The 24,788-nt window shown below is 46.3% G+C and carries 26 protein-coding genes; 15 read left to right on the top strand and 11 right to left on the bottom strand.

Annotation, left to right across the window (positions count from 1 at the left end; translation table 11 throughout):
* Window positions 1–209: 209 nt before the first annotated feature.
* From D2V93_RS00025 to D2V93_RS00040, 4 genes are all read left to right on the top strand, one after another.
* Window positions 210–1,184 (top strand): polyprenyl synthetase family protein, encoded by a 975-nt coding sequence (locus D2V93_RS00025; protein ID WP_119618006.1) that lies wholly within the window; start codon window positions 210–212, stop codon window positions 1,182–1,184.
* 110 nt (window positions 1,185–1,294) lie between these two features.
* Entirely contained in the window at window positions 1,295–1,864 is a 570-nt protein-coding gene (locus D2V93_RS00030) for an RNA polymerase sigma factor (RefSeq protein ID WP_119617893.1), read from the top strand.
* 10 nt (window positions 1,865–1,874) lie between these two features.
* Window positions 1,875–2,615, top strand: a complete 741-nt coding sequence (locus D2V93_RS00035; protein ID WP_119617894.1) for a hypothetical protein — start codon at window positions 1,875–1,877, stop codon at window positions 2,613–2,615.
* Window positions 2,616–2,702: 87 nt separating this feature from the next.
* Window positions 2,703–3,773 carry a coiled-coil domain-containing protein gene (locus tag D2V93_RS00040; protein ID WP_119618007.1) on the top strand — a complete coding sequence of 357 codons (1,071 nt, stop codon included), beginning with the start codon at window positions 2,703–2,705 and terminating at the stop codon, window positions 3,771–3,773.
* Window positions 3,774–3,940: 167 nt separating this feature from the next.
* Here the strand turns inward: D2V93_RS00040 and D2V93_RS00045 are convergent, their stop codons facing one another.
* On the bottom strand, window positions 3,941–4,183 hold the full coding sequence (locus tag D2V93_RS00045) for a zinc-ribbon domain-containing protein (protein ID WP_072878497.1): 243 nt from the start codon (window positions 4,181–4,183) through the stop codon (window positions 3,941–3,943).
* Between the two features lie 36 nt (window positions 4,184–4,219).
* The gene (locus D2V93_RS00050) at window positions 4,220–4,570 is read right to left on the bottom strand and encodes a 7(1) septoil knot domain-containing protein (protein WP_119617895.1); all 351 of its coding nucleotides are present in this window, start codon (window positions 4,568–4,570) and stop codon (window positions 4,220–4,222) included.
* Window positions 4,571–4,652: 82 nt separating this feature from the next.
* Between D2V93_RS00050 and D2V93_RS00055 the strand changes: the two genes are divergently transcribed.
* Entirely contained in the window at window positions 4,653–5,321 is a 669-nt protein-coding gene (locus D2V93_RS00055) for a 2OG-Fe(II) oxygenase (RefSeq protein ID WP_245978015.1), read from the top strand.
* Window positions 5,322–5,323: 2 nt separating this feature from the next.
* Here D2V93_RS00055 and D2V93_RS00060 read toward each other — a convergent pair whose 3' ends face one another.
* Together D2V93_RS00060 and D2V93_RS00065 are read right to left on the bottom strand one after the other, a co-directional pair.
* On the bottom strand, window positions 5,324–5,632 hold the full coding sequence (locus tag D2V93_RS00060; RefSeq protein WP_119617896.1) for a phosphoribosylpyrophosphate synthetase: 309 nt from the start codon (window positions 5,630–5,632) through the stop codon (window positions 5,324–5,326).
* 58 nt (window positions 5,633–5,690) lie between these two features.
* Window positions 5,691–7,451: a Xaa-Pro dipeptidyl-peptidase gene (locus D2V93_RS00065; RefSeq protein WP_245978030.1), complete on the bottom strand. Its 1,761-nt coding sequence runs from the start codon at window positions 7,449–7,451 to the stop codon at window positions 5,691–5,693.
* A 218-nt stretch (window positions 7,452–7,669) separates the two neighbouring features.
* Here D2V93_RS00065 and dnaG point away from each other — a divergent pair, with 218 nt between their 5' ends.
* The gene (gene dnaG / locus D2V93_RS00070; protein ID WP_119618009.1) at window positions 7,670–9,643 is read left to right on the top strand and encodes a DNA primase; all 1,974 of its coding nucleotides are present in this window, start codon (window positions 7,670–7,672) and stop codon (window positions 9,641–9,643) included.
* Between the two features lie 67 nt (window positions 9,644–9,710).
* Here dnaG and D2V93_RS00075 read toward each other — a convergent pair whose 3' ends face one another.
* Both D2V93_RS00075 and nadE read right to left on the bottom strand, forming a co-directional pair.
* Entirely contained in the window at window positions 9,711–10,340 is a 630-nt protein-coding gene (locus tag D2V93_RS00075; protein WP_072878504.1) for a response regulator, read from the bottom strand.
* A gap of 160 nt (window positions 10,341–10,500) precedes the next feature.
* Window positions 10,501–11,289 (bottom strand): NAD(+) synthase, encoded by a 789-nt coding sequence (gene nadE, locus D2V93_RS00080; RefSeq protein WP_072878506.1) that lies wholly within the window; start codon window positions 11,287–11,289, stop codon window positions 10,501–10,503.
* Window positions 11,290–11,355: 66 nt separating this feature from the next.
* On the opposite strand from nadE, the gene gldB reads away from it, so the two are divergent.
* Entirely contained in the window at window positions 11,356–12,345 is a 990-nt protein-coding gene (gene gldB, locus D2V93_RS00085; RefSeq protein ID WP_182849909.1) for a gliding motility lipoprotein GldB, read from the top strand.
* Window positions 12,346–12,681: a gliding motility protein GldC gene (gene gldC / locus D2V93_RS00090; RefSeq protein WP_072878508.1), complete on the top strand. Its 336-nt coding sequence runs from the start codon at window positions 12,346–12,348 to the stop codon at window positions 12,679–12,681.
* A 16-nt stretch (window positions 12,682–12,697) separates the two neighbouring features.
* On the opposite strand, the gene D2V93_RS00095 is transcribed toward gldC, so the two are convergent.
* The 5 genes from D2V93_RS00095 to D2V93_RS00115 form a co-directional block, all read right to left on the bottom strand.
* Window positions 12,698–13,258: a hypothetical protein gene (locus tag D2V93_RS00095; protein ID WP_147377324.1), complete on the bottom strand. Its 561-nt coding sequence runs from the start codon at window positions 13,256–13,258 to the stop codon at window positions 12,698–12,700.
* Between the two features lie 249 nt (window positions 13,259–13,507).
* Entirely contained in the window at window positions 13,508–14,236 is a 729-nt protein-coding gene (locus D2V93_RS00100; protein ID WP_119617900.1) for a pirin family protein, read from the bottom strand.
* Window positions 14,237–14,325: 89 nt separating this feature from the next.
* Window positions 14,326–15,192 (bottom strand): AraC family transcriptional regulator, encoded by an 867-nt coding sequence (locus tag D2V93_RS00105; protein ID WP_119617901.1) that lies wholly within the window; start codon window positions 15,190–15,192, stop codon window positions 14,326–14,328.
* Window positions 15,193–15,254: 62 nt separating this feature from the next.
* Window positions 15,255–15,866: a ribosome biogenesis GTP-binding protein YihA/YsxC gene (yihA, locus tag D2V93_RS00110; protein WP_072878516.1), complete on the bottom strand. Its 612-nt coding sequence runs from the start codon at window positions 15,864–15,866 to the stop codon at window positions 15,255–15,257.
* A 107-nt stretch (window positions 15,867–15,973) separates the two neighbouring features.
* Window positions 15,974–16,738 (bottom strand): alpha/beta fold hydrolase, encoded by a 765-nt coding sequence (locus D2V93_RS00115; protein ID WP_119617902.1) that lies wholly within the window; start codon window positions 16,736–16,738, stop codon window positions 15,974–15,976.
* Window positions 16,739–17,004: 266 nt separating this feature from the next.
* On the opposite strand from D2V93_RS00115, the gene mraZ reads away from it, so the two are divergent.
* From mraZ to murD, 7 genes are all read left to right on the top strand, one after another.
* The gene (mraZ, locus tag D2V93_RS00120; protein WP_072878523.1) at window positions 17,005–17,460 is read left to right on the top strand and encodes a division/cell wall cluster transcriptional repressor MraZ; all 456 of its coding nucleotides are present in this window, start codon (window positions 17,005–17,007) and stop codon (window positions 17,458–17,460) included.
* Complete coding sequence (gene rsmH, locus D2V93_RS00125; protein WP_119617903.1) at window positions 17,453–18,355, top strand: 16S rRNA (cytosine(1402)-N(4))-methyltransferase RsmH; 903 nt, start codon at window positions 17,453–17,455, stop codon at window positions 18,353–18,355. Before mraZ ends, rsmH begins: the two co-directional genes overlap by 8 nt.
* A gap of 5 nt (window positions 18,356–18,360) precedes the next feature.
* On the top strand, window positions 18,361–18,678 hold the full coding sequence (locus D2V93_RS00130) for an FtsL-like putative cell division protein (RefSeq protein WP_072878527.1): 318 nt from the start codon (window positions 18,361–18,363) through the stop codon (window positions 18,676–18,678).
* Entirely contained in the window at window positions 18,678–20,687 is a 2,010-nt protein-coding gene (locus tag D2V93_RS00135) for a penicillin-binding protein (RefSeq protein ID WP_119617904.1), read from the top strand. Before D2V93_RS00130 ends, D2V93_RS00135 begins: the two co-directional genes overlap by 1 nt.
* A complete protein-coding gene (locus tag D2V93_RS00140; protein WP_119617905.1) occupies window positions 20,684–22,147 on the top strand; it encodes a UDP-N-acetylmuramoyl-L-alanyl-D-glutamate--2,6-diaminopimelate ligase in 1,464 nt (487 codons plus the stop codon). Before D2V93_RS00135 ends, D2V93_RS00140 begins: the two co-directional genes overlap by 4 nt.
* A gap of 84 nt (window positions 22,148–22,231) precedes the next feature.
* Window positions 22,232–23,452 carry a phospho-N-acetylmuramoyl-pentapeptide-transferase gene (mraY, locus tag D2V93_RS00145; RefSeq protein ID WP_119617906.1) on the top strand — a complete coding sequence of 407 codons (1,221 nt, stop codon included), beginning with the start codon at window positions 22,232–22,234 and terminating at the stop codon, window positions 23,450–23,452.
* Window positions 23,453–24,787, top strand: coding sequence for a UDP-N-acetylmuramoyl-L-alanine--D-glutamate ligase (murD, locus tag D2V93_RS00150; protein ID WP_119617907.1), 1,335 nt, complete (start codon window positions 23,453–23,455; stop codon window positions 24,785–24,787).
* The last annotated feature ends 1 nt before the right edge of the window (window position 24,788 follow it).

The raw sequence follows: 24,788 nt of genomic DNA on the forward strand, positions 1-24,788 counted from the left end.
AACCCTTAACCCTTAACCCTTAACCCTTAACCCTTAACCCTTAACCCTTAACCCTTAACCCTCAACCCTCAACCCTCAACCCTCAACCCTGAAACCCCTCAAATCATCGATACTTTCGCCCCTCGAGCTTAAATCTTTGCGCATCTTTATACCAACTCTTTCATTTTCCCTACTTTTAAGGCTTCAAAATCAAACGCACCAAACTGTTGTTGAAAATAGTATCTCAGATCAGGGAGCCCATAGAGGATGAAATGGAACTTTTTGAGGAAAAATTCCTTAAATCCATGTCGTCCAAAGTGGCATTGTTCAATAGGATCACCTACTATATTGTCAACAGAAAGGGCAAACAGATGCGGCCCATGTTCGTTTTCCTTACCGCTAAATTATTGAATGGCAAGGTGAACGAAAGGACCTATACCGGGGCTTCAATCATCGAATTGATCCACACGGCCAGCCTGGTCCATGACGATGTGGTGGACGACAGCAACAAACGAAGGGGATTTTTTTCCATCAATGCCCTTTGGAAGAATAAAATTGCCGTTTTGGTGGGTGATTTTCTTTTTTCGAAAGGCCTATTGGTCTCCTTGGAAAGCAAGGACTACGATTTGCTCCATATCATTTCCAATGCCGTTCGGGATATGAGCGAAGGTGAGTTGTTGCAGATTGAGAAGGCTCGTCTCCTCGACATTACCGAAGAGGTATATTATGATATTATCCGCCAAAAAACAGCGACCCTCATTGCGGCCTGTTGCAGCATGGGCGCCTGTTCCGTCCGGCCCGATTCCGAAGAGGTGGAGACCTTTAGAAAGTTTGGGGAACTCTGTGGCATGGCCTTCCAGATAAAGGATGACCTTTTTGACTATGGTGCCGAACAGATCGGAAAGCCCACGGGCATCGACATCAAAGAGCAGAAGATGACCCTTCCCTTGATCTATGTTTTGAACCAAAGCGACAAGGAAAGAAAAAAATGGCTGATCAATTCCATCAAAAACCACAACAAGAACAAGAAAAGGGTAAAGGAGGTCATCGCCTATGTGAAGGAAATGGGCGGGTTGGAATATGCCGTGTCCAAAATGTTGGAATTTAAGGACGAGGCCCTTGCCATCTTGGACAATTACCCCGATTCCGAATACAAAAGTGCCCTCACACTGATGGTCAACTATGTGGTTGATCGAAAAAAATAAAATATAAATAATTGATTTTCAGTTTTTAATGAAAAAATTTATTTTTTCAGGCAACTCCTATTGTACATTATCCGTCTATCTAAATAGAACCGCTTTTTGAAACCAAACTTTTGAAGATCATTTCGCTATATAACAATGAAGGCCAATTGATAAAAAAGGCTGTGAAAGGTGACCAGCAGGCCCAAAAGGTACTGTATGGGAAGTATGCGCCAAAAATGTTGGGCGTGTGCAGACAGTACATCAAGGACCAGCATTTTGCGGAGGACGTCATGATCAATGGTTTCATCAAGGTGTTCAAAAACCTGGACACATTTGCGCACAAGGGAAGTTTTGAGGGGTGGATCAGAGCCATTATGGTGAGGGAGAGCATTTCCCATCTGCGGAAAAAGCAGTTTGTGGTCTATGACGATGAAGTGTTTGATGCCCAGCCCAAAGAAACGGTCAGTGGTGATGGATTGTTGGATGTGGAATACGTGCAGCAGCTTATCGATTCACTCCCAGAAGGGTACAAAACTGTTTTCCTGCTCCATGCCATAGAGGGGTATGGCCACCAAGAGATAGCCGAAATGCTGGAAATCTCGGAAGGGACCTCCAAATCGCAGCTGTTCAAGGCGAGAAAGATGCTTCAGGAAAATTTGACTTTAAAAGGAATGTCGCCCAAAACAAGGTTGGGCAAGTAAAGCATAGGATATGGATAAATTGGAAAAGCATATCAAGGAAAAGCTGGAGGAGCGTACCATAACTCCTTCACCCGGGGCCTGGGACAAAATTGCGTCGCAATTGGATGCCGCACCCAAGAAGAAAGGCAAAAAATGGCAAGTGTATGCCATGGCCGCAAGTTTTGTGGGCATTTTGCTGCTGTCCCTATTGTTTGTGAACAAAGGGAAAACCATCCCGGAAATCCAAGTCGTGGAAGAAAAAGTGGATCAAATCGATATGGAAAAGAAAAACGAAACCCAATCCCCTCGACAGGAGCTTACCAAAACCCTTCCGGTACAAGAGGAGACCAAGGTGGTCAACAACGGTCTGGAACCGATGCCCGAAGAAAACCCAAAGGGTTTTACCGACGAGCTCCCGATTTCGCAACCGGTATTGGCCCAAGAGGAAACAAAACAGTTGGAACGGGACAAGCTGATCAAAGAGTCGGATGCATTGATCACGCAGAAAGTGGAAGAAGTGGTGGCCCAGGTACAGCATATGGAAGGTTTGAACAGGGGGGTCTCGGATGCTGAGGTGGATTCATTGCTCAGGGAGGCCCAGAAACAGATCATGGCCGACAAATTGTTCCCTAAAAACGGGTCTGTGGATGCCATGACCTTGCTCGCCGAAGTAGAGGAGGAACTGGACGAGTCGTTCAGGGACCAAATATTCGATGCGCTCAAGGAGGGATATTTCAAACTGCGTACTGCCGTGGCCGACCGAAACAATTAAAATTTTTATTCATCAATCAAAATACCTTTCTATTCCTGCCCAAGCTGTTTGGGCAGGGACAAGGAAGGCTATAATCCAGAAACAATCATGAAAACAATTACATTTTATTTGGCAACACTGGTATTTCTCTTGGTTTCCCACCAAATCTTGGGGCAGGAAGACTATGAAAAGGAAATCAAGGCCCTGAAAATCGAAAGGGAGCGTATCGTGGAACAGGAAAAAGAAGCTCTCAAAGTAGAGGTGAAGGACATCAATAGGCGTTTGGAACGGGGAGATATTTCCGAAGCCGAAGCAAAGGTGCTAAAAGAGGAAGTGGCCAAACGTAGGGCCATGAACATTGAAGAAAGGGTTGCCATTGTGGACAACAGGATCTCCCTTTTGGAGCGCAACGAAGGGCAGGTGCTTACCTTGTCCGAACTGGATACCTTGGATAACGACCGGACCCACATCGGCATCATGATCGATGGAAAACCTGCAATCTGGTTCAATTCGAACAGATGGAAAAAGGACATCAAATACGACAGACGGACCTACTCTGACTTTGTCATGGCCATAGGTCTCAATAATGCCCTGATTGAGGGGCAATCATTGGACGATTCCCCGTACAAAATCGGTGGGAGCCGATTTTTTGAAATGGGTTGGCAGTGGCGCACCCGTGTTTTTGAAAATTCGAACTGGCTGCGGCTCAACTATGGGTTTTCATTCCAGTTCAACGGTCTGAAACCAAAGGACAACCAGATTTTTGTCAAAAATGGCGATCAGACTGTTTTGGAGGAGTTCGAATACGACTTGGACAAATCCAAACTGCGAATGGACAACTTGGTCTTCCCGGTACATTTTGAATTTGGCCCTTCCCGGTTTCGAAAAACGGAACGCACCATCCGATATTCCATTCGAGATCAGTTCAGGGTAGGTCTGGGAGGATATGGAGGTTTCAATTTGGGAACCCGTCAAAAACTCAAGTATAGTAGGGATGGGGAGGATGTCAAGGACAAGCTCAAGAGGGACTACAATACCAGCGACCTGATCTATGGAGTAAGCGGCTATATGGGATTTGATGGGGTGTTGCTATACGTCAAGTACGACCTGAACCCCATTTTTCAGGATGCAGATATCAAACAGAACAATATTTCCTTGGGCCTTCGGTTCGATATATGACCGAAACAATGTTGAATGTAAAGGTCTAAAAAGTGTCATTCTGAATGAAATGAAGAATCTTATTAAAGTTCAACTCTTCGATAATTGGTTGAACGAGATTCTTCGACTGTCCCTTCGACTGCGCTCAGGGTGACAGCTCAAAATGACACTTTTTAGACCTTTTTTTGTTAGGACGATAGGGCCCGTTCCATCTCAGGCGTAAACTCTTCCTTGTAATAGACCCGTTTGCAGTGAGAACATTCCGCATGGCGGATAGTATTGAGGGTAAAAATGGGTATCCAGAACAAATGGGCATGATTGGGCTGGGAAACTGCTGTCAATGTATCCTTTTGGTGGCAGTGCGGACAGTTGACATTTTTCAAGGTTTTGGTCTCTTTTTTTCCAGGCCTGGTTCCGAAGAAAAGAATCATATGTTTCGATTTGTATGCAAAGATACAGCCTTGGGATCATTCCAGGATCGGGAATTCGAGTGCCAGTCTTTTGGCATCGTTCCTCCATCCCGCTTTATGATCCCGGTCCACAAAGAACACCGTAAGATCTGCCTTGTATTCTCGATCTACAAAGAACACCTCAAAATCTGCCTTGTAATCACTGTCCGTAAAAAACCATAGGCCCTTATTGTATTTCGCCTTGTATTCCCGGTCCACTTTATGGACAAGGAGGTCGGCTTTGTATTCGCTATCTACCTCAAAAATCAAATAATCGGCCTTATAGTCGGCATCCACTTCAAAGACACGTTGCGCCGAAAGGGCAGGAGAAAGGAGGGTCAGGATAAGAATAGGGAGTATGTTTTTCATAATGAAATGATTGGGACAAAATTGGTGCCATGATATATTGGTATAGGTTGAGCATGTCCAAAATAAGAAAAACAGCGGTTCATTGTTGAATATTCTCTACATTCGCACACATTTTGAACCATTGGAAACCTACCACAGTTTGGAGGATTGGTTGTCTTGGATGGATGACCTCTCCAGTAAGGATTACGTGATCATTGACCATTTTCTTCGGGATGAACTCTATGCCGAGATCAGGTCTTTTTTTCTGGACATGCTGCCCAAGTTCAATGAGGCGGGGATAGGTGCCGATACCGAAAAGCAGGTTAACAGCAAGATCAGGGGCGATTTCACCTATTGGCTGGATCGGGAAAGGGACAGTCACCTGAAGACTTATTGGGGATTGGTGGATGAAACCATGCAGATGTTCAACCGATATTGCTACCTCAGTCTTTCTGGATATGAGTTCCATTTGGCGCATTACCCTTCGGGTGGGCATTACGATAAACATTTGGACCAGTTTGAGCGCAGGAACAACCGGATGATCTCTGTGGTGATTTATCTTAATGAGGGTTGGCAAAGCGGGGACGGTGGGGAACTGGAAATCTTTGAAAAGGACGGTTCCAGTTTTTTGGTAGACCCTTTGGCCGCTCGGTGCGTGATGTTCAAAAGTGCGGAAGTGCCACATGCGGTGCTCCAAGCGCACAAAAGTAGGTTCAGCCTAACGGGATGGCTGCTCTACCAGCCTTCTGCCTTGGGCCAGTTTTTTGGATGAGCCTAGCTTCTTGCCATCGGAATTTTTTTGATAAGCTCTTCATTTTGGTTGTGTTCCGCACTGTAGGACATCACTAGAGTGCCCTTGGTGCCGTCAGAGGCCTCAATGGTGAACACGGTGGCTTGGTCTTCAGGGTTGGTCATTCCCTCAAATCGGTAGCTGTTGACAATTTTTAGTGCGTCGGGCTGATATTCCTTTTTGGAATATAGTGCTTTGATGCAGTTGTCCCCAGCTTCAAAATCTTCCTCATACCCTTCTTGGGTCAAGGTGTTTATGGCTTCGGAAAGCGTGTCAAAATTATGTCTGTCCATGGGTCTTCTATTATTTTGTTTCTACTTCATTGGATAAAAAATTCGATTTTTCTTCCATTTAAGGATTTGTGACGGGGATTTTTCCTCCCACTACAGGAAGAACGAGCTGCGTTCCGTCCAAGTCCACGGTCAGTTCCGTGCCCGGCTCGGGCCATAGGGTGAATTCCTTGTCACTGGAGAAAATCATCAATCCGATCTGTTGTCCTTTGGGGATGATCTGGTCATCCGGCATCAACCCAAATTCCATTTCATAGAATTTGTTCGGCACCAATGGCCCACTTTCGGTAAGGGATTTGTGATTCTGGGGATCCGCCCATCCCCGGGTAATAATGTTGTCCGTGATCTTGGTGTTGCGCCGCTCGGTCCAAGGCAGGGAAACCAACCAAACGGAGAGATTGGCAGCCGGCTTGCTACTGGCCAGTCTTATCTTGATTTTTGGGATGCCCGAAATGTGCACATCCTCGGAAAGGGGGGGGGTTACATAGATCAACCTATGGTTGGTTATCTCGGCCTGTGCCAAGCTGGACCCCGAAAAGGAATAATTGTCCACCAACGTCTCCGTTCCCTGTTTTTGTGGTTTGGAGGTGGAGAGCTGTCCTTTTTCCGGTGCCCCTTTGGTCAAAAACAAGGTGGTCTCGGTAGCTTTCGGATTGGGGTAGTCCTCATAGGATGTCGGGTTTTCCACTTTGTCATCTTCCCGAACAATCCAGGCTTTCGGGTCGTTTTCCACCCCATTGTCAATGCCGTGTAGGTATTTGGTGAACCAGCGGTTCATCATGGAAATGGGAGGTGGGCCACCGTGTCCATTTTGATGGTAATAGATCTGAACCGGCAATCCTTTCTCCCTAGCCTTGTCATAAATGCGGTAGCTGTGTTCGGGCATCACGTTCCAGTCGTTGAACCCATGCGACATCAATAGGGCAGCCTTCATGGGGCCCATATCGTTGAGGTAGTCCCGTCCGGCCCAAAAATCGTTGTAATCCCCAGTGATACGGTCCTGCCCGTTCTTCATCTCCGTGTCGCGGACTACTTTGTTGTTCCTGGCTCTTTTGGATTCATCACCACTGTGGATAAAATCGTAGAGTACGTCAATGTCCTCTCCCAAATACCCGCCGGGCGAGCGTACGAGTCCATTGGAACGGTAGTAATGGTAGTAGGAGGTGTTGGGGGCGATGGGGATGATGGCCTCCAGTCCTTCCACGCCCGTTGTGGCAGCGGCCAAGGGCAGGGTGCCATTGTACGAAGTGCCGGTCATGCCCACCTTGCCCGTGGACCAATAGGCCTTTACTTCGGTGTTGCCGTTTCGCTCAGTATATCCTTTTGCCCTGCCACAAAGCCAGTCGATAACGGCTTTGGGTGCCAAGGACTCATTGTCGCCACCAACGGTCGGTGCCCCATCGGAAAGTCCAGTGCCAGGTGAAGAGGAATGGACCACGACATATCCCCGTGGGACCCATGTATTTATTTGGGAGTTGGATATGATGGGCCGTTCGCCTATCCGGGTCACTTCTGGGTGTTTTCGGGGTTTTCCGGCTTCACCAAGTTCGTGCCTTACATCCCAGAAAATGCCATCGCCCAACCCGGCAGTGCCGGCATAGTAGGGGCTGGATTCATAGACGACGGGAAGTTTCAGGCCTTCGGTCTCGGTCTGCTCTGGACGGGTCACATCCACATGCATCCGATCCAATTTTCCATCCCCATCGGAATCAAACTCGGTTTCCACCCAAAGATCGTGGCGTATCCATTTGCTGGGGTCGGAAAAAGCATCGACCACTTGGGCTTCCCCATTTTCAAAGATCGGTGCGGCTTTCTCGGCCATTTGGGAATGTGCATTGAAGGCTATTCCTAATGAACAAATGGTCAAAACGGCTAACTTCTGTAATCTTTTATGTGTCATATTTCCCCTGTATTTTTTAATATCCCAAACGGATAAAGAGTAATGGACTTCTAAGATAAGAAATCTTGGAGGGGAATGTTGGTACCAGATTCACCAAATCTTTGTTTTTATTTACCTTTAACAGCTATAAAACATCGTCCTTGATTTCAAAAGCCACCATAGACCAAGTATATGAGACCGCCCGATTGGAGGAGGTGATCGGGGATTTTGTGCAGCTGAAGAAATCGGGCTCCAATTTTAAGGGACTCAGCCCTTTTACGGACGAACGCACCCCAAGTTTCATGGTGTCCCCCGTCAAGCAGATCTGGAAGGATTTCAGCAGTGGAAAAGGGGGTAATGTGGTGGCCTTTTTGATGGAGCACGAGCATTTTACTTACCCCGAAGCGATCAAATACCTGGCCAAAAAGTACAATATTGAAATAGAGGAGACCGAGCAGACCAGCGAGGAAAAGGAACAGGCGAACGAGCGGGAAAGCATGTACCTTGTCTCCGAACATGCACAAAAATATTTTGCGCAGACTCTCTGGGAGTCGGGCTCCGGAAAGGCTATTGGTCTTACCTATTTCAAAGAGCGTGGTTTTACTGATGGGACTATCAAAAAATTTGGGCTCGGATATAGCTTGGACGAGTGGGAGGCCTACACACAAACCGCTCTGGACCAAGGGTACCAATTGGAGTTTTTGGAAAAGACCGGGCTCACGATTGTCAAGGAACAAACAGGCGGGGAGATCAAACGGTTTGACCGTTTCAAGGGAAGGGTCATGTTTCCCATCCATTCCATGAGCGGACGGGTGTTGGGCTTCGGCGGAAGGATTTTGGGCAACGATAAAAAGGCGGCCAAATACCTCAATTCGCCCGAAAGCGATATCTACCACAAGAGCAAAGTGCTCTATGGGATCTATTTTGCCAAACAGGCCATTGCCAAGGAAGACAACTGCTATTTGGTGGAAGGCTATACCGATGTCATTCAGATGTACCAGAAGGGTGTCGAGAACGTGGTCTCTTCCAGTGGTACGGCCCTGACCTCGGAACAGATACGGTTGATCAACAGGCTCACCAAGAACATTACGGTGCTTTTTGATGGGGATGCGGCCGGATTGCGTGCCTCGCTCCGTGGTATCGACCTGATTTTGGAGCAGGGAATGAACGTGAAGGTGTGTACCTTCCCCGAAGGCGAAGACCCCGATAGTTTTGCCAAGAACAATACGTACGAGGACCTGGTGCTCTATTTGGAGGAGAATGCCAAAGATTTTATCCAGTTCAAGACGTCTTTGCTGGCCAAGGAGGCAGCCAATGATCCCATCAAGCGAGCGGATACGGTAAGGGATATCGTGAACAGCATCAGCAAGATACCTGATCGGATACAAAAGGAGATCTATATTCAGGAATGTGCCAAGATCATGCAGATTTCGGAGGAAGTGCTGTACAACACTTTGGCGCAGATCGATAAAAAAGGCATGGTAGATGCCTCCAAGAAGATCAAGGAGGAGCAGAAAGTCTTTAATGTCGTTAAAAACGACGCTGTGGTGGAGAAGGTGGATGTGCAATATGAACTGGAGCGGAAGATCATTGAAGTGCTGTTGCTGTATGGAAACCAAAAACAGGAGTTTGAAGACCTGGTACTCAAGGAAAATGAGTCAGGAGAATTGGTCCTGGAACCGGAAATCGTTGAGGCTAAGGTGTATGAAAAGGTATTTTTAGACCTTCAGGAGGATGAGATTGAGCTCACCAACGGACAGTTTAAGACCATTTATTACAAATTGATAGAAAACCTCAATGAGAATGAGGAATTTTCGTTGAACACTTTTTTGGCCGAACTAGATCAGGATGTGGTGCCAGAGGTATCTTCTATCTTAATGGAAGAAGAGCAATATGTCCTGCACGATTGGGAACGCCGTGAAATCTACCCCAAGCAGAAAAAGTTGGGTGTGGCCCAGTTGGTCGGAGAGACCATTCTTACCCTAAGGTGCAATCTGATCAAGAACCGTATCCAGAAACTACAGGAAAAGACGCAAGAGAGCAATGGGGACCATACGGAAATTTTAGAAGAGATAGTCAATTACTTGCAATTGAACAAGTTATTGAATGCAAAACTGAACCGGGTGCTTTCGTGATGGCATAAAAAATCCCGGAAAGTAGAAACTGTCCGGGACTTACTTTAGTTGGTTTGGTTGGGTATTTTCAATACAATTCCAAGGCTTTCGCCTGTTGTAACAGGTCCACCAAATTGTCCACATTCAATTTTTTCATCAAACGGGCCTTGTAGGTACTCACTGTTTTTTCGTTCAAGTTGAGTCCTTCCGCGACTTCCTTGTTTCTTTTTCCACTGGCCAGAAGTTTTAGTACCTCAACTTCCCTTGAGGACAGTTTTCTGAAGAACCTTCGTGGTTTTTGGGTGCCTTCGTCAAAGGCAAGGCGTTGGGCCAGTTCATTGGTAATGAACATATTGCCGTCACTCACTTTTCTTACTGCAGAAATAATGTAATCCAGGTCGGCGGTTTTGGATAGATAGCCATAAGCTCCCGCTCGGATGGTGCTCAGTGCATACACATCTTCCGATTGACCGCTATACATTAAAGTTTTGATGTTCGGGAATTCCAACTTCATTTTTCTCAGAGTGGCAATTCCGTTGATTTCTGGGATATCCATTTCCAAAATGACCACGTCCGGAGTCATTTTTCCCAATGTTTCAAAAAGTTCTGATGTAGTGGAGACGTCTGCAATGATTTCAATATCTGAGCTAGATTCAAGCACCTGTTTAATACCAAGCCTTACTACAGGATGGTTGTCAGCAATCAATACCTTTATCATTCGGTTTGAGTTTAATTTATTGTTTAGCTAGTGTCTGATTACCTGCACGGTATAGCTGGCAAGATAACAATTTGACGATGCAAATTTGTATTTTTTTTCTTAAAACCGTAGTTTTTCTATGGTTTTTTTCGTTTTAAACTGGGATTTTTGGGTCAAAAGGTCATTTCAACTGCTCTGGAACCTCACAAATGGGGATAGGAACCATCTTATGTTTGTTTGCAGTATTGTACTTTTTATATATAGAGAATACTTCCTTTTCCCTGTCAGAGAAATCTTTAATTGTCTTTCCGGCCTCATCCATTTTCATCGCCCATTCCAATTCTGGGTACGATGCCCCTATCTGGTCTTCATCGGTTCTACTGTCTCCCCAAAGGCCATCGGTGGGTGCAGCTTCCATAATATCCTGGTTGACGCCCAATACCCTTCCGAGTTCATACACTTCGGTCTTTACCAAGTCTGCTATAGGGCTAAGGTCCACGCCGCCATCTCCGTATTTGGTATAGAAACCGACTCCGAAATCCTCCACTTTATTGCCAGTTCCTGCTACCAAATATCCCTTCAGGGCGGCAAAATAGTAGAGCGTGGTCATCCGCAATCGGGCCCTGGTATTGGCAAGGGACATCAAGCGCTCCTCTTCGTTCTGCACTTTTGGAAAAGCGGCGACAAGACTATCGAACACGGGTGTGAGGTCCACAGGCTGCCTGGACACGTTCTGAAAATTTTCCATCAGCCAATCGATATGTCGATCGGCACGTGTGACCTGGCTCTGACCTTGGTGTATCGGCATCTCCAAACACAAGAGGTCCAGCCCGGTCTTGGCGCAAAGTGTTGAAGTGACAGCGGAATCGATTCCTCCCGACACCCCGATTACAAAACCTTTGCATTTGGCATTGGTCGCGTAAGCTTTCAACCAATCCACAATATGGGCTATTACCTTTTCTGTTTGCATATCTTACTTTTTGTTTTCAATAAATTACCTTTGTTCCCTGTAAATTTAAACCCTACGCCCATAAAAATGAAGAGGTTGTTCAAATACTTTGTAAAACAGGCACCTTTGTGTTCGGTTTTATGGATTTTTCTTTCCCTTTTCTCCTGTAAACAAACAGACAAGATGGAGCAGGAGATTGCCAAGGTTCCTATTGAACTTCATATTTCCCGTTTTGACCGTGAGTTTGCACAGGCGACCCCGGAGGGTATTCCCCAGTTGAAGAAAAAATATCCCTATCTCTTTCCGGAGCAATTTCCCGACAGCATTTGGAAGGCAAAATTGTCCGATACCCTTCAGATTGAACTTTCCGAAGAGGTGGAAAAGACCTTCGGGGATTTTGAGGAGGAAGCCGGGGAGTTGGAGTCCCTTTTTCAGCACATCAAATATTATTTCCCGGAGTTTGAAGTGCCCAAGGTGGTCACGCTCACTTCGGATGTGCGGTATGAGGACCGCATCATATTGACGGATACCCTTCTGTTGATAGGGTTGGACAATTATTTGGGCCCGGACCATCGTTTTTATGGCGGCATACAGCGATATATATCGACAGGATTGGATAAGCAATTTCTGGTTTCCGATGTGGCCAGTGCTTTTTCCAAAAGAGTGCTGACCTATCCTAGAAACCGGACCTTTCTCTCGAGGATGGTGCATTACGGCAAGGAACTTTATATAAAGGACAGGTTGATTCCCAATATCACGGATGCCCAAAAAATAGGCTATACCCAAGAAGAAATGGACTGGGCCATAGCGAACGAGGAAGAAATGTGGAAGTATTTTGTGGAGCGGGACCTGCTCTACAGTACGGACTCCCAACTGGACCGAAAGTTTTTGGATCCCGCACCGTTTTCCAAATTTGGACTGGAACTGGACAATGAATCACCGGGAAGGTTGGGCAGATTTGTAGGTTGGCAAATTGTTAGGGCCTTTATGGGAAAAAATGAGGTGGGCCTCCGACAGCTTTTGGATATGCCGGCGGATGAAATCTTAAAAGAATCAAACTATAAACCAAGAAAGTAGATGGCGGTAGTACATACTTCTGAAATAAAATTGACAGTGGGACTTGATGAGAACAGGGTCCCTGAAGAATTGAAATGGTCTGCTCAGGACGGTGGTGTGCAAGAGGAAGATGCAAAGGCCATGATGTTGTCCGTTTGGGACAGCAAGAACAAGGAATCCCTTAAAATAGACCTTTGGACCAAGGATATGCCGGTGGACGAGATGAAGATTTTCTTCCATCAGACCCTGGTGACCATGACCGATACCTTCATGAAGGCCACACAGGACGATAAAATGACGGCCACCATGAGGGATTTCTGCGATTATTTTGCCGAAAAACTGGAGTTGAAAAAATAATTCCAGAATAAGTAGGTCATTTTATGATCTCCACATAACCCCGTTCAGAAAGTGATTCGGTTTTGATGTGTCGGTGCCGATGTTCCGAAGCAATTCCCGTCCGTTTATCCACGTTGTATTGGCTGCTTAGCGATTGCGATAGGACCTGAACCGTATAAAAGGTATCGGTTTCAATAATGGTGATACCTTCATTCCTTGCATTCAGCAATTCCCTATGTTTTCTGAACGAAGTGGTCCCGCCCAATACAAATTCAATGGTTTTCATGTCCTGTTTGGACGGTTCGTAAAAAGGGAAGTGCTTGAAAGCATCTATTTGGGCCTCCGTGTTTATGATGGGGGTATAGCCAAAGGTTTTCGAGATCGCATCAACGGTGGCACCATAATAAAAGGCCGTGTTCTTGGCCGCAAAATGGATGGGCAGGTCAAATAGGACTATCACCGAACTGTCATTGGCGAACACTCGGGCGTCATAACTATCAGGTACTTTTTCGCCACTATTCTCCATGATGAGGGTCTTGGCCATTTGTACAATGTGTTTCTTTCCAAGATGGATGATTTCTTTGGCAGTTGGATTCATCTTGCTCATTTTGGGATGGATGGACGAGCATTGGGTGTTTGCCATTATGGAAACGAAGACGGCAAAGTGGTAAAGTATATTTCGGGCAGACCGGCTCATCACTCATGTTTCTGATATCCAAAGAAAAGGAAATGGGGACAAAGCCAGACTGTTGAATTGACCAATGCCCGTTTTCAATTGATGGATGAAGGTTTTGGCCAACAAAAAAGCCCCGACCGGGGCTTTTGTTTTATGGTTTCACTTGAAAAATCAACGTCCAATGCTGCCAAGGCCCATCGGTACTTCCATGAGCAGCACCCTACTGTCCGTATGGGACTTCAGGTCGAAGGAGTCCGTTTCCCAAAGTCCAAAACCATCCCGTTTTTCAAGTTGCTGTCCATTGATGTCCACTGTTCCTTCCAGTACAAAGACATAGACCCCATTTCCTTCTTTCTTGATAGTATAGATGTCCATGGCGCCAGCTTCAAACTTGCCCAAATGGAACCAGGCATCTTGGTGTACCCACACACCTTCATCATCGGGGTTTGGGGAGAGTACTTGGTAAAAAGCATTCTTTTTCTCAATGTCCCTTATGGAAATCTGGTCATAACGGGGCTCCACATTTCGTTTGTTGGGGAACACCCAGATTTGTAGGAACTTCACCTGCTTGTCATCATTCTTATTGTATTCACTGTGAAAGATGCCCGTGCCGGCACTCATCACCTGCACGTCCCCTTCTTTTATGGTGGTCACATTGCCCATGCTGTCCTTGTGCTCCAAATCCCCTTCCAAAGGAATGGAAATGATCTCCATATTGTCATGGGGGTGGGAACCAAATCCCTTCCCCGGTGCCACTTGGTCATCATTTAGTACACGGAGTACCCCAAAATGCATCCGTTCTGGATTTTGATAGGCTGCGAAACTGAATGTATGGTAACTGTTGAGCCAGCCATGGTCGGCATGCCCTCTGGTATCTGCTTTGTGCAATACGGTCTTCATATGTCTTATTTTTTGTTCCCTACAAAGGTCGGGCAAGCAAGAGGTTTTGGGGATATGAAAACACGGGAGGGACTTATGAAAATCCGATATCAGGCCAATTCTTTGAACTTGCTCGGTGAAACGCCCGTACACGATTTGAAGAATGCGCTGAAGTTGGCCGGCTCCGAAAAACCAAGTTCAAAGGCGATTTCTTTCTGGGACAGGGCCGAAAAATACAGCAATCGTTTGGCGGCTATGGTAATCCTGCTTTGGATGTGTTCCTTGGAGGTCTTCCCGGTGAGGGATTTCACTACTCGGTTCAAGTGGTCGGGGGTGATGTGCAGCGCATCGGCATAGGCTGAGGCATGGTGCCAATTCTTGAACTTTTCGTTCACTAGTTGTTTGAAGTTGCGGACCAGGACAGCGCCGACCTCCATGGTTTGGGAATCCAGTTGGTTCAAAGAACACAGGTTGTGACAAGCGATTAAAAGCAATTTGAGCAGTGCACCGATGGCCTCAAACTTATAGGTGTCGTGGGACTGGTAATAAAATTCCATTTCCGAAGCGTAGGAAAGGATTCGGTCCATTTCCGGTTCACTGACCATCAGGGGCGGGGTGTTACCAAAATCATTGAACAGGTTGATGTCGTCGATGAAGTCCACCAAAATGTGGTTCATGGCCAAGAACTGTGCGGAGAAAACAATGGAATAGCCAAAGGAGCTCGTTTCTTCCTTGAGTTGATGGACCTGCCCGGGACTGATGAAAAAAACCTGGTTTCCGGTAACGGGATGCGTCTTGAAATCGACCAAATGGACACCCTTTCCCTTTTTGACCACAAGAATGGTATAATAATCATGTCGGTGGGGTTCATCGGGCAGGCCGTTCCTCTTTTTGTGGATATCCTCCATCTTGGAAATGCCAAAACTGAGCGAACCATCAGCCTTGTTCACATTATGGTAAGTCTTCACTACATCCATGGTCCCAAAATTGTATGGAAAATACGCATTAAAAAAATAAATCCTTTGGATTTATGCAGGCATCATTGTTTGGAGAAAAATTGTTGGTTGATGCCATCTATGAACTCCAAAAGTTCATCCTTGCCCATCCGGTTACTGGACGAGGTGGTAAAATGTGGGGGAGCTTCCTCCCATGCACCTTCCCTTAATTTCTGTAGATAGGCCTCAGCTTGTTTTTCAATGGTGCCGGGCTTGAGCTTGTCCGCTTTGGTAAAGATGATGGCAAACGGAATCTGATTGGTGCCCAACCATTCCATGAACTCAAGGTCAATGGGTTGTGGGTCGTGACGGATATCCACTAAGACAAAGCCGCAGACTAATTGCTTCCGTTTTTGAAAATATTCCGTGATGTATTTCTGAAAGGTGTTTTTGTCCTTTTTGGAAACCCTTGCATAGCCATAACCTGGCAAATCCACCAAAAACCAGTTGTTGTTGATCTTAAAATGGTTGATGAGTTGGGTTTTGCCCGGTCTGCCAGAGGTCTTGGCCAATCCCTTTCTGTCCACGAGCATATTGATGAGGGACGATTTTCCCACATTGGATCGCCCAATGAAGGCATACTCCGGTAATGGTTCATTGGGGCATTTGGCCACATTGGAGTTGCTCATTATAAATTCGGCGGAAGAAATCTTCATGCGTATCGGAATAAAATATGGCAAACAAGATACAAGAATTACGGACAAGGAACCTATTTGCTGATTTCGGTCTTGTCCCTTGGCTCCTGTTTGTTAGGTCTTAACAATTAAAAATCACGCTTTTTCAACCAAGCTTCAAGGATACGGTTAAAGTCCTCGGGGTGCTCCATCATGGGGGCATGGCCGCATTTCTCGATCCAGTACAGGTCGGAATCGGGCAAAAGTTCGTGGAACTCCTTGGCCACGTTGGGAGGGGTCACCGTATCGTTCTCGCCCCAAATGATGCACGTGGGGGTATTCATGTGTGGCAGGTCCTTGGACATGTTGTGGCGAATGGCACTTTTGGCAATGGCAAGGGTCTTTACCAACTTCATCCTATCGTTCACTGTGGCAAACACCTCGTCCACGATTTCCTTGGTTGCAACTTCGGGATCGTAAAAGACATCTTGGGCCTTTTTCTTGATGAACTCATAATCACCGCGCTTGGGATATCCGTCCCCCATGGCGCTTTCATAGAGTCCGGAGCTACCGGTAATGACGAGTGCTTTTACCATATCTGGGAACATTTTGGTGTGGAGGAGACCAATGTGCCCACCAAGGGAATTGCCCAAAAGGATAACTTCCTTCAATCCTTTGGCCTCAATGAAGCCCTCCAAAAACTTGGCGAAGTTCTTTACCGTAGTCTTCAGTATGGGCATGTCGTAAATGGGGAGCTCGGGAATCAAGACCTTGTAGCCCTTGGAGGGAAAATAGTCAGATACGCCCTGAAAATTGCTCAGTCCGCCCATAAGTCCATGAAGGATGATCATGGGGGTTCCCTCGCCCTTTTCTATATATCTGTATTTGCCATCCTCAATTAAATGCTCTTCCATTAATAGTCAGTTGGTAGTAAGAGGCGCAAATATAGGCATTTCATGTTACAAAGAATTCAGGTTTTTGGTACATCGGGAACAAGTTTTTTCGGTTTCCCCAAGATCAGGGAAGTGGACGGGCCTGTTCAAAGGGAACATTTTCTAGGTTCAAAAATTTGTTTTTGGGTTAAAAGTGGTGAATTTATTAACAAAAGTGGTACTAAGTGGAGAAATGTGGAAATAAAATCTATATATTTGAGTTGTATTAAGTAACCAATTGATTTCTAGTGACCCATATCATAGGACAGCATGATTGCAAAGCGGATTCAAAAGGAAGGGTATTGTTGCCCATTTCTTTGAAGAATCAGCTATTGCCTGTCCTGAAAGAAGGGTTCATTATCAAGAGGTCGGTCTTTCAGCAGTGTCTGGAACTGTATCCCAAACAGGAGTTCGATGCGCTGATGCAAAAGGTGATGAAAAAGAGCAAGATCAACAGGAAATACGACGCCTTTGTGAGAAACTTTGTGGCCGGGATGAAGGAAGTCGCCATCGACGGGGATTCCGGTAGGTTGCAGATACCCAAGAACCTGGTGGATTTTGCGGGGATCGACAAGGAAGTGGTGCTCAATGCGGTCTTTGACAAAATTGAGATCTGGGACAAGGACAAGTATGAAAAAGTCTTGGCCGAAGGGGAGAAGGATTATGCGGATTTGGCCGAAGAGATCTTTGATGACGATGAGTAATGCATATCACAATCCGGTACTGTTGCAAGAGTCGGTGGACGGATTGGACATAAAGAAAGATGGGGTGTATGTGGATGTCACCTTTGGTGGTGGAGGGCACTCCAGTGAAATATTGAAACGATTGGGCGAGGGCGGAAAGCTGTTCGCATTTGATCAAGATGAGGATGCCCTGCAAAATGCGCTGCATGATGACAGGTTCCAATTGATCAACCAGAATTTTCGCTACCTCAAGCAATATCTAAAGTTCTATGGTATTCGGAAAGTCGATGGAATCTTGGCGGATTTCGGGGTTTCCTCCCATCAGTTCGATGAAGCGACCCGTGGTTTCTCCACTCGGTTCAATGCGGATCTGGACATGCGTATGAACAAGGGCAATGCCCTGTCGGCCTATGAGGTGATCAACTCCTACCCCCAAGAAGATCTGGCCTCGGTACTGTTCCAATATGGGGAACTGCGAAATGCAAACGCCATGGCCAAGGCCATTGTGGAGGCAAGGGGAGTCAATCCGATCAAAACCACGGAAGAATTGAAACAGACCTTGGGCAAGTTTTTGCCCAAGATGAAGGAGAACAAAATTTTGGCCCAGATCTATCAGGCCATTCGGATAGAGGTCAACCAAGAGATAGAGGTGCTGAAGGAGTTTTTGCTCCAAGTGCCGGAAGTTCTGGAAAAAGGTGGTCGATTGAGCATGATCAGTTACCACTCCCTGGAAGATCGTTTGGTGAAGCGTTTCATACGCGACGGACGGTTTGAGGGCGAACCTGAAAAAGATTTTTATGGGAACATCGATGTTCCCTTGAAAAAAGTGGGAGGGCTCATTGTGCCATCCGCAGAAGAAGTGGCCCGGAACAATAGGGCAAGAAGTGCAAAACTCCGCATTGCGGAACGCATATAGAAAAAATGAGAAAAGGATTGCTGGACATATTAAAAGGAAAGTTTTTGGTGAGCGGGGATGCTCCCAAGAACTGGATGTTTTTGTTGTATGCCTCTTTCTTGGCCGCATTGATGATCTCCAGTAGTCATAATGCCGATAAAAAAGTAATGGAAATAGCCGACTTGAACGAGGAGGTGAGAAAATTGAAAAGCGAGTTTTTTCAAGGAAGGTCCAATGTACAGCAACTCAAGTTGGAGTCCACTTTGCGAAAAGAAGTGGCGGACAAGGGACTTGTTCCTTCGGAAAACCCACCGAAGAAAATAGTGGTAAAATCAGCGGAATAGTGGCAATCACCGAAAAAAATATCATGAATAGGCTCTACCTGGTCGCAGGTGGACTTCTGGTCATGGCCATTGCCGTGGTGGTGAAGCTGGTGGATATCCAGATGGTGGAAGGTGAAAAGTACAAGGAACTTGCCCTGAGCAAGACCGAAAAAATGTTTACCATAGAACCCAATAGGGGCAATCTGTATTCCGAGGATGGTAGCTTATTGGCCGCATCCGTGCCCAAATATGAAATTAGGTTCGATGCCCAGACAGTGTCCGAAACGAATTTTCAAAATCATGTCGCTGCTCTGTCCGATTCGTTGGGAATCCTTTTCAATAGACCTTCTTCCTATTACAGGCAACTGTTCAGAAAGGCCAGGGCCAATGGGAGCAGGTACGAACTGGTGGCCCGTAACGTGGACTATCTGAGTTATGTCCGCATCAAACAGTTCCCTCTTTTTAACCTAGGTCCATATAAAGGTGGATTCATCGAAACCCATCGTGTGGTGAGGGAATACCCTTTGGGCAATATGGCGGCCAGGAGCATTGGTTATGAAAAAGTGGATGAAAACGGGTACTACACCCGTGTAGGTTTGGATGGTGCCTTCGGGGAGACTTATCTGAGGGGCAGGGAAGGAAAGCGTTTGAAACAAAAAATAGCCAAGGGCCAATGGAAACCCGTGGGTTTGGACAATATTGTGGAGCCGCAGGATGGATTGGACGTGGTGTCCACCATTGATGTGAACATACAGGACATTGCCCATCATGAACTTTTGGCACAGTTGGAAAAATATAAGGCAGACCACGGTTGCGTGGTGGTTATGGAGACCAAGACCGGGGAGGTGAAAGCCATTTCCAATCTGGGTCGCACCTCTGATGGGAAATACTACGAAAAACTGAACTATGCCATAGGAGAATCGCACGAGCCGGGCTCCACTTTTAAATTGATGTCCCTGGTGGCCGCTTTGGAAGATAAAGTGGTGGATACCAGCACGGTCATCGACACGGAAAAAGGAAGGTACAGGATATACGATGGCGTGGTAAAGGATTCCAAGTGGGGCGGATATGGGAAGATTTCCACAGCGAGGGCCTTTGCGGTTTCCTCGAACACCGCTTTTGCCAAGATCATCAATGAAAATTATAAGGATCAGCCAGCCAAGTTCGTGAACCGTTTGATGAACATGGGGCTGCACAAAAAATTGGACCTGCCCATCATTGGTGAAGGAGATCCCGTAATCCGATATCCAGGAGACAAGGGTTGGTCGGGGATATCCCTCGGATGGATGTCCCACGGCTACGAAGTGTCGTTGACTCCTATGCAGACCTTGGCCTTTTACAACGCCATTGCCAACGATGGGGAGTTGGTAAAGCCCAGACTGATCAAAGAGGTAAGGGAAGGCAGCAAAGTGGTGAAACGATTTGATAAGGAAGTGCTGAACCCGTCCATCTGCTCCAAGGAAACCGTGGACAAGGTAAGGCAGCTTATGAAGGATGTGGTGGAGAAAAAATACGGCACTGGGCACGGGCTGTACTCCAAGAACTTTTCCATGGCAGGCAAAACAGGGACGGCCCAGAAGAATTACGTGGAAAAAGATCCGGACAAGCTGGCCTATATCTCATCTTTTGTTGGGTATTTTCCAGCGGACAACCCCAAGTATTCCTGCATCGTGATCATCCATGAACCGGATAAGAGCGAGGGGTATTATGGAGCTGATGTGTCAGGGCCTGTCTTTAAGTCCATGGCACAAAAGATACATGCCATCTCTCCTTTGGTGGACGAAGTGGAGACCAAGGAATATGATGATCCTGATCTGGACAAAGCATACGAACAATACTATGCCATGGCCCAGAAAAAATTTGGGATCGTGCCCAACGTAAAGGGAATGAGTGGAATGGATGCAGTCTCCCTACTCGAAAATTTAGGGCTCGAAGTAGAGGTGCACGGAAATGGAAAAGTGAAGAAGCAGTCCATAGATCAAGGAACGGACATTAAAAAAGTAAAAAAAATAGTACTGGAGCTTTCATGAAGTTGTTGAAGGACATATTATATGGTGTGAGCCTTAGTGCGGTGAGCGGGGATACCCATGTCATGGTGAACCATATCCATTTCGATTCGAGAAAAGTGGAGATGGACGATGTGTTCGTAGCTGTTCGGGGTACCATCACCGATGGGCACAAGTACATCCAAAAAGCGGTGGACTCTGGTGCCAAAGCTGTGGTATGTGAAGAACTACCGGAATTGTTGATCAATGGCATTACCTATTTGAAGGTGCCGGATTGCAACAGTGCCTTGGCCATTATGGCTTCCAATTTTTATGGAAACCCGTCAAAAAATCTAAAACTGGTCGGGATTACAGGCACCAATGGAAAGACTACGGTAGCCACGTTGCTCTATAACCTTTACAAGAAAGCGGGTTACAAAGCGGGCCTTCTTTCCACCATAAAAGTGATGGTAGGAGATAAGGAATATCCTGCGAGCCACACTACCCCAGATGTCATGGCCATTAATGATTATCTGGCAAAGATGAGTGCAGAAGGAGTGGAATGTTGTTTCATGGAGGTGAGCTCGCACGGCATCCATCAAAAAAGATCGGAAGGTCTGTATTTTGCAGGGGCGGTCTTTACCAATCTATCCCATGATCATTTGGATTATCACAAAACCTTTGCAGAATACCGCGATACCAAGAAAAAACTCTTCGATAGTTTGCCCAAGACGGCTTTTGCGTTGGTCAACATCGATGACAAAAATGGTTTGGTGATGTTGCAGAACACCAAGGCCAAAAAATACACCTATGCACTGAAATCATATGCCGATTACAGGGCCCAGATATTGGAAAGGCAGTTCAATGGACAGCTGTTGAAATTGGATGACAATGAACTATGGTCCAGGCTTATAGGGGATTTCAACGCCTATAATATGTTGGCCATCTATGCCGTGGCGGATCTTTTGGGGCTGGAAAAAATGGAGACCCTGAGGTTAATGAGCGAACTGGAGACGGTGGATGGCAGGTTCCAATACTATATATCAAAAGAAAAAATAACGGCAATAGTCGATTATGCCCATACGCCGGACGCACTAAAAAATGTATTGATCACCATCAATGCATTGAGGACTGGAAATGAAAAGGTCATCACCGTAGTGGGGTGTGGTGGTGACCGCGATAAGTCTAAGCGTCCGGTTATGGGTCATATCGCTTCCGAAATGAGCGACCAGGCCATATTCACATCCGATAACCCCAGGACAGAGCCCCCGGCAACCATCATTGAGGAAATGGAAAAGGGAGTGGAGGCCCAGAACACCAAAAAAGTATTGTCCATTGAGAACAGAAAGCAGGCCATAAAGGCGGCTTGCAAGTTGGCCTTGGCCAATGATATCATTCTGGTGGCGGGAAAAGGCCATGAAACCTATCAGGAAACCAACGGTGTGCGGGTGGATTTTGATGATTTTAAAGAAGTGAAAGAAGCTCTGGCGAGCCTAAATAAGTAATTGAATGAAAGAAACAAGAAAAAGGAACATTCATTTGAAGCACCTTCTGTCTTGCGTCTTAGATCTTAAGTCTTATATCTGAATATGTTATACTACTTGTTCGAATTTTTGGAGAAACAATACCAACTGCCGGGCGCGGGACTTTTTCGGTTCCTGACCTTTAGGGCGGCCATGGCCGTGATGTTGTCTCTTCTGATAGCAATGGTATATGGAAAACGAATTATCCTGTTTTTACAGAAAAAGCAAATTGGTGAGACTGTTCGTGACCTAGGTTTGGAAGGCCAACAGCAAAAAGCGGGAACACCCACCATGGGGGGCATCATCATCATCATCTCGACCTTGCTACCTGTGCTCTTGTTTGCTGATATCAAGAACATCTATGTGATTCTATTGATAGTCACCACCATATGGATGGGGATCATCGGATTTGTGGACGATTACATCAAGATATTCAAAAAGGACAAAAAGGGCCTGAAGGGAAGATTCAAGGTCATGGGGCAAGTAGGTCTCGGGCTGATCGTGGGCATCACGCTCTATTTTCACCCTATGGTGACCATCAAAGAGAAAGATACCACCACCATTACCGAAAATTTCAAAGTGGAAAAGGTTTTTGGGGAAGAGACCAAGGCGGTCCGTACGAATGTGCCATTCTTTAAGAACAATGAGTTGGATTATGCCGACTTTATTTCATGGATGGGCGAAGGGATCGAAGACTATGCGTGGCTCATTTTCATCCCAGTGGTCATTTTGATCGTCACTGCAGTTTCCAATGGGGCCAACCTGACCGATGGTATTGATGGTCTTGCAGCAGGTTCGTCCGCCATCATTGTGCTCACTTTGGGAATCTTTGCATGGGTTTCGGGCAACATCCAGTTTTCAAACTATCTGGACATTTTCTATCTGCCCAGAGTAGGGGAATTGGTAGTGTTCATTGCGGCCTTTGTAGGTGCGTTGGTCGGATTTCTATGGTACAATACCTATCCCGCCCAAGTATTTATGGGCGATACGGGAAGCCTTACCATTGGTGGGGTCATTGCGGTGATAGCCATTATGGTGAGGAAGGAATTGCTGATTCCCGTATTGTGCGGGATCTTCTTTGCCGAGTCACTGTCGGTGATGTTGCAGGTGGGGTATTTCAAGCATACCAAAAAGAAATATGGTGAAGGGAAACGGATATTTCTGATGGCTCCTCTGCACCACCATTATCAAAAGAAATTATATCACGAGAGCAAAATAGTGACACGGTTCTGGATCATAGGGATTTTATTGGCGGTCATCAGCATCGTCACACTAAAAATTCGATAGATGGATCGCTTGGTGATACTTGGAGGAGGAGAAAGTGGTGTGGGAACCGCCATTTTGGGGAAGAAGAAAGGATTTGAAGTCTTTGTCTCGGACAAAGGGGAAATCAAAGAGAAATACAGAGAAGTTCTTGAACATTTTGAGATTGAATGGGAGTCTGGCGACCACACGGAGGCCAAGATTTTGAATGCCGATGTGGTGATGAAAAGCCCGGGTATTCCCGATAAGGTGCCATTGGTCAAAGCACTCGTTGCCAAGGGTATTCCTGTCATTTCGGAAATAGAGTTTGCATCAAAATATACCGATGCGACCCTTATTGGAATCACAGGAAGCAACGGCAAGACCACCACGACCATGCTCACCTACCACCTTTTAAAAAATGGAGGTTTAAACGTGGGAATGGCCGGAAACATCGGTGACAGCTTTGCCAAAATGGTAGCGGAGCAAGATTTTGATCAGTATGTGTTGGAGATCAGCAGCTTTCAGTTGGATGGCATAGTGGATTTCAAACCGCACATTGCCGTGATCACCAACATCACCCCGGACCATTTGGACCGATATGAGTATCAATTTGAAAACTATATCGCCTCCAAGTTCCGCATCGCCATGAACCAGGACGAAAATGACTACCTGATCTATGATGCCGATGATGAAGTCATGGAAAGTTGGTTAAAGAAGAACCCTGTTCAATCCAAATTGGTCCCTTTTTCGGTCAAAAGAAAATTGGAGGAAGGAGCCTGGTTGGAGGATGAAACGATAAAAATAAAATTAGAACATAAAACCTTGGAAATGAGTACAGATATTTTGGCCTTGGAAGGGCAGCACAACGTAAAGAACACTATGGCCGCAAGCATGGCCGCCCTCTTGGTGAAGGTCAGGAAAGAGACCATTCGCCAGAGCATCCAGTCCTTTCAGGGAGTGCCGCATAGGCTGGAAAAGGTGTTGAAGATCAATCATGTGGAGTACATCAACGATTCCAAGGCGACCAATGTCAACGCCACATTCTATGCGCTGGATGGTATTAAAAAGCCCATTGTTTGGATAGCGGGCGGAGTGGACAAAGGAAACGACTATGCGGAGTTGATGCCCTTGGTAAGGGAAAAGGTGAAGGCCATTATCTGTTTGGGCGTGGACAATACCAAGTTGAAAGAGTCTTTTGGTAATGTGATAGACCTTATGGTGGAGACCTATTCCATGGAGGAAGCGGTCAAAGTGGCCTACAAGGTGGCGGAACGGGGCGATGCCGTCCTTTTGTCGCCGGCCTGTGCCAGTTTTGACCTTTTCAAGAACTACGAGGATAGGGGAGACCAATTTAAAGCAGCAATTAAAAATTTGTAGA

The sequence above is a fragment of the Flagellimonas taeanensis genome, assembly GCF_003584105.1.
Lineage (GTDB): Bacteria > Bacteroidota > Bacteroidia > Flavobacteriales > Flavobacteriaceae > Flagellimonas > Flagellimonas taeanensis.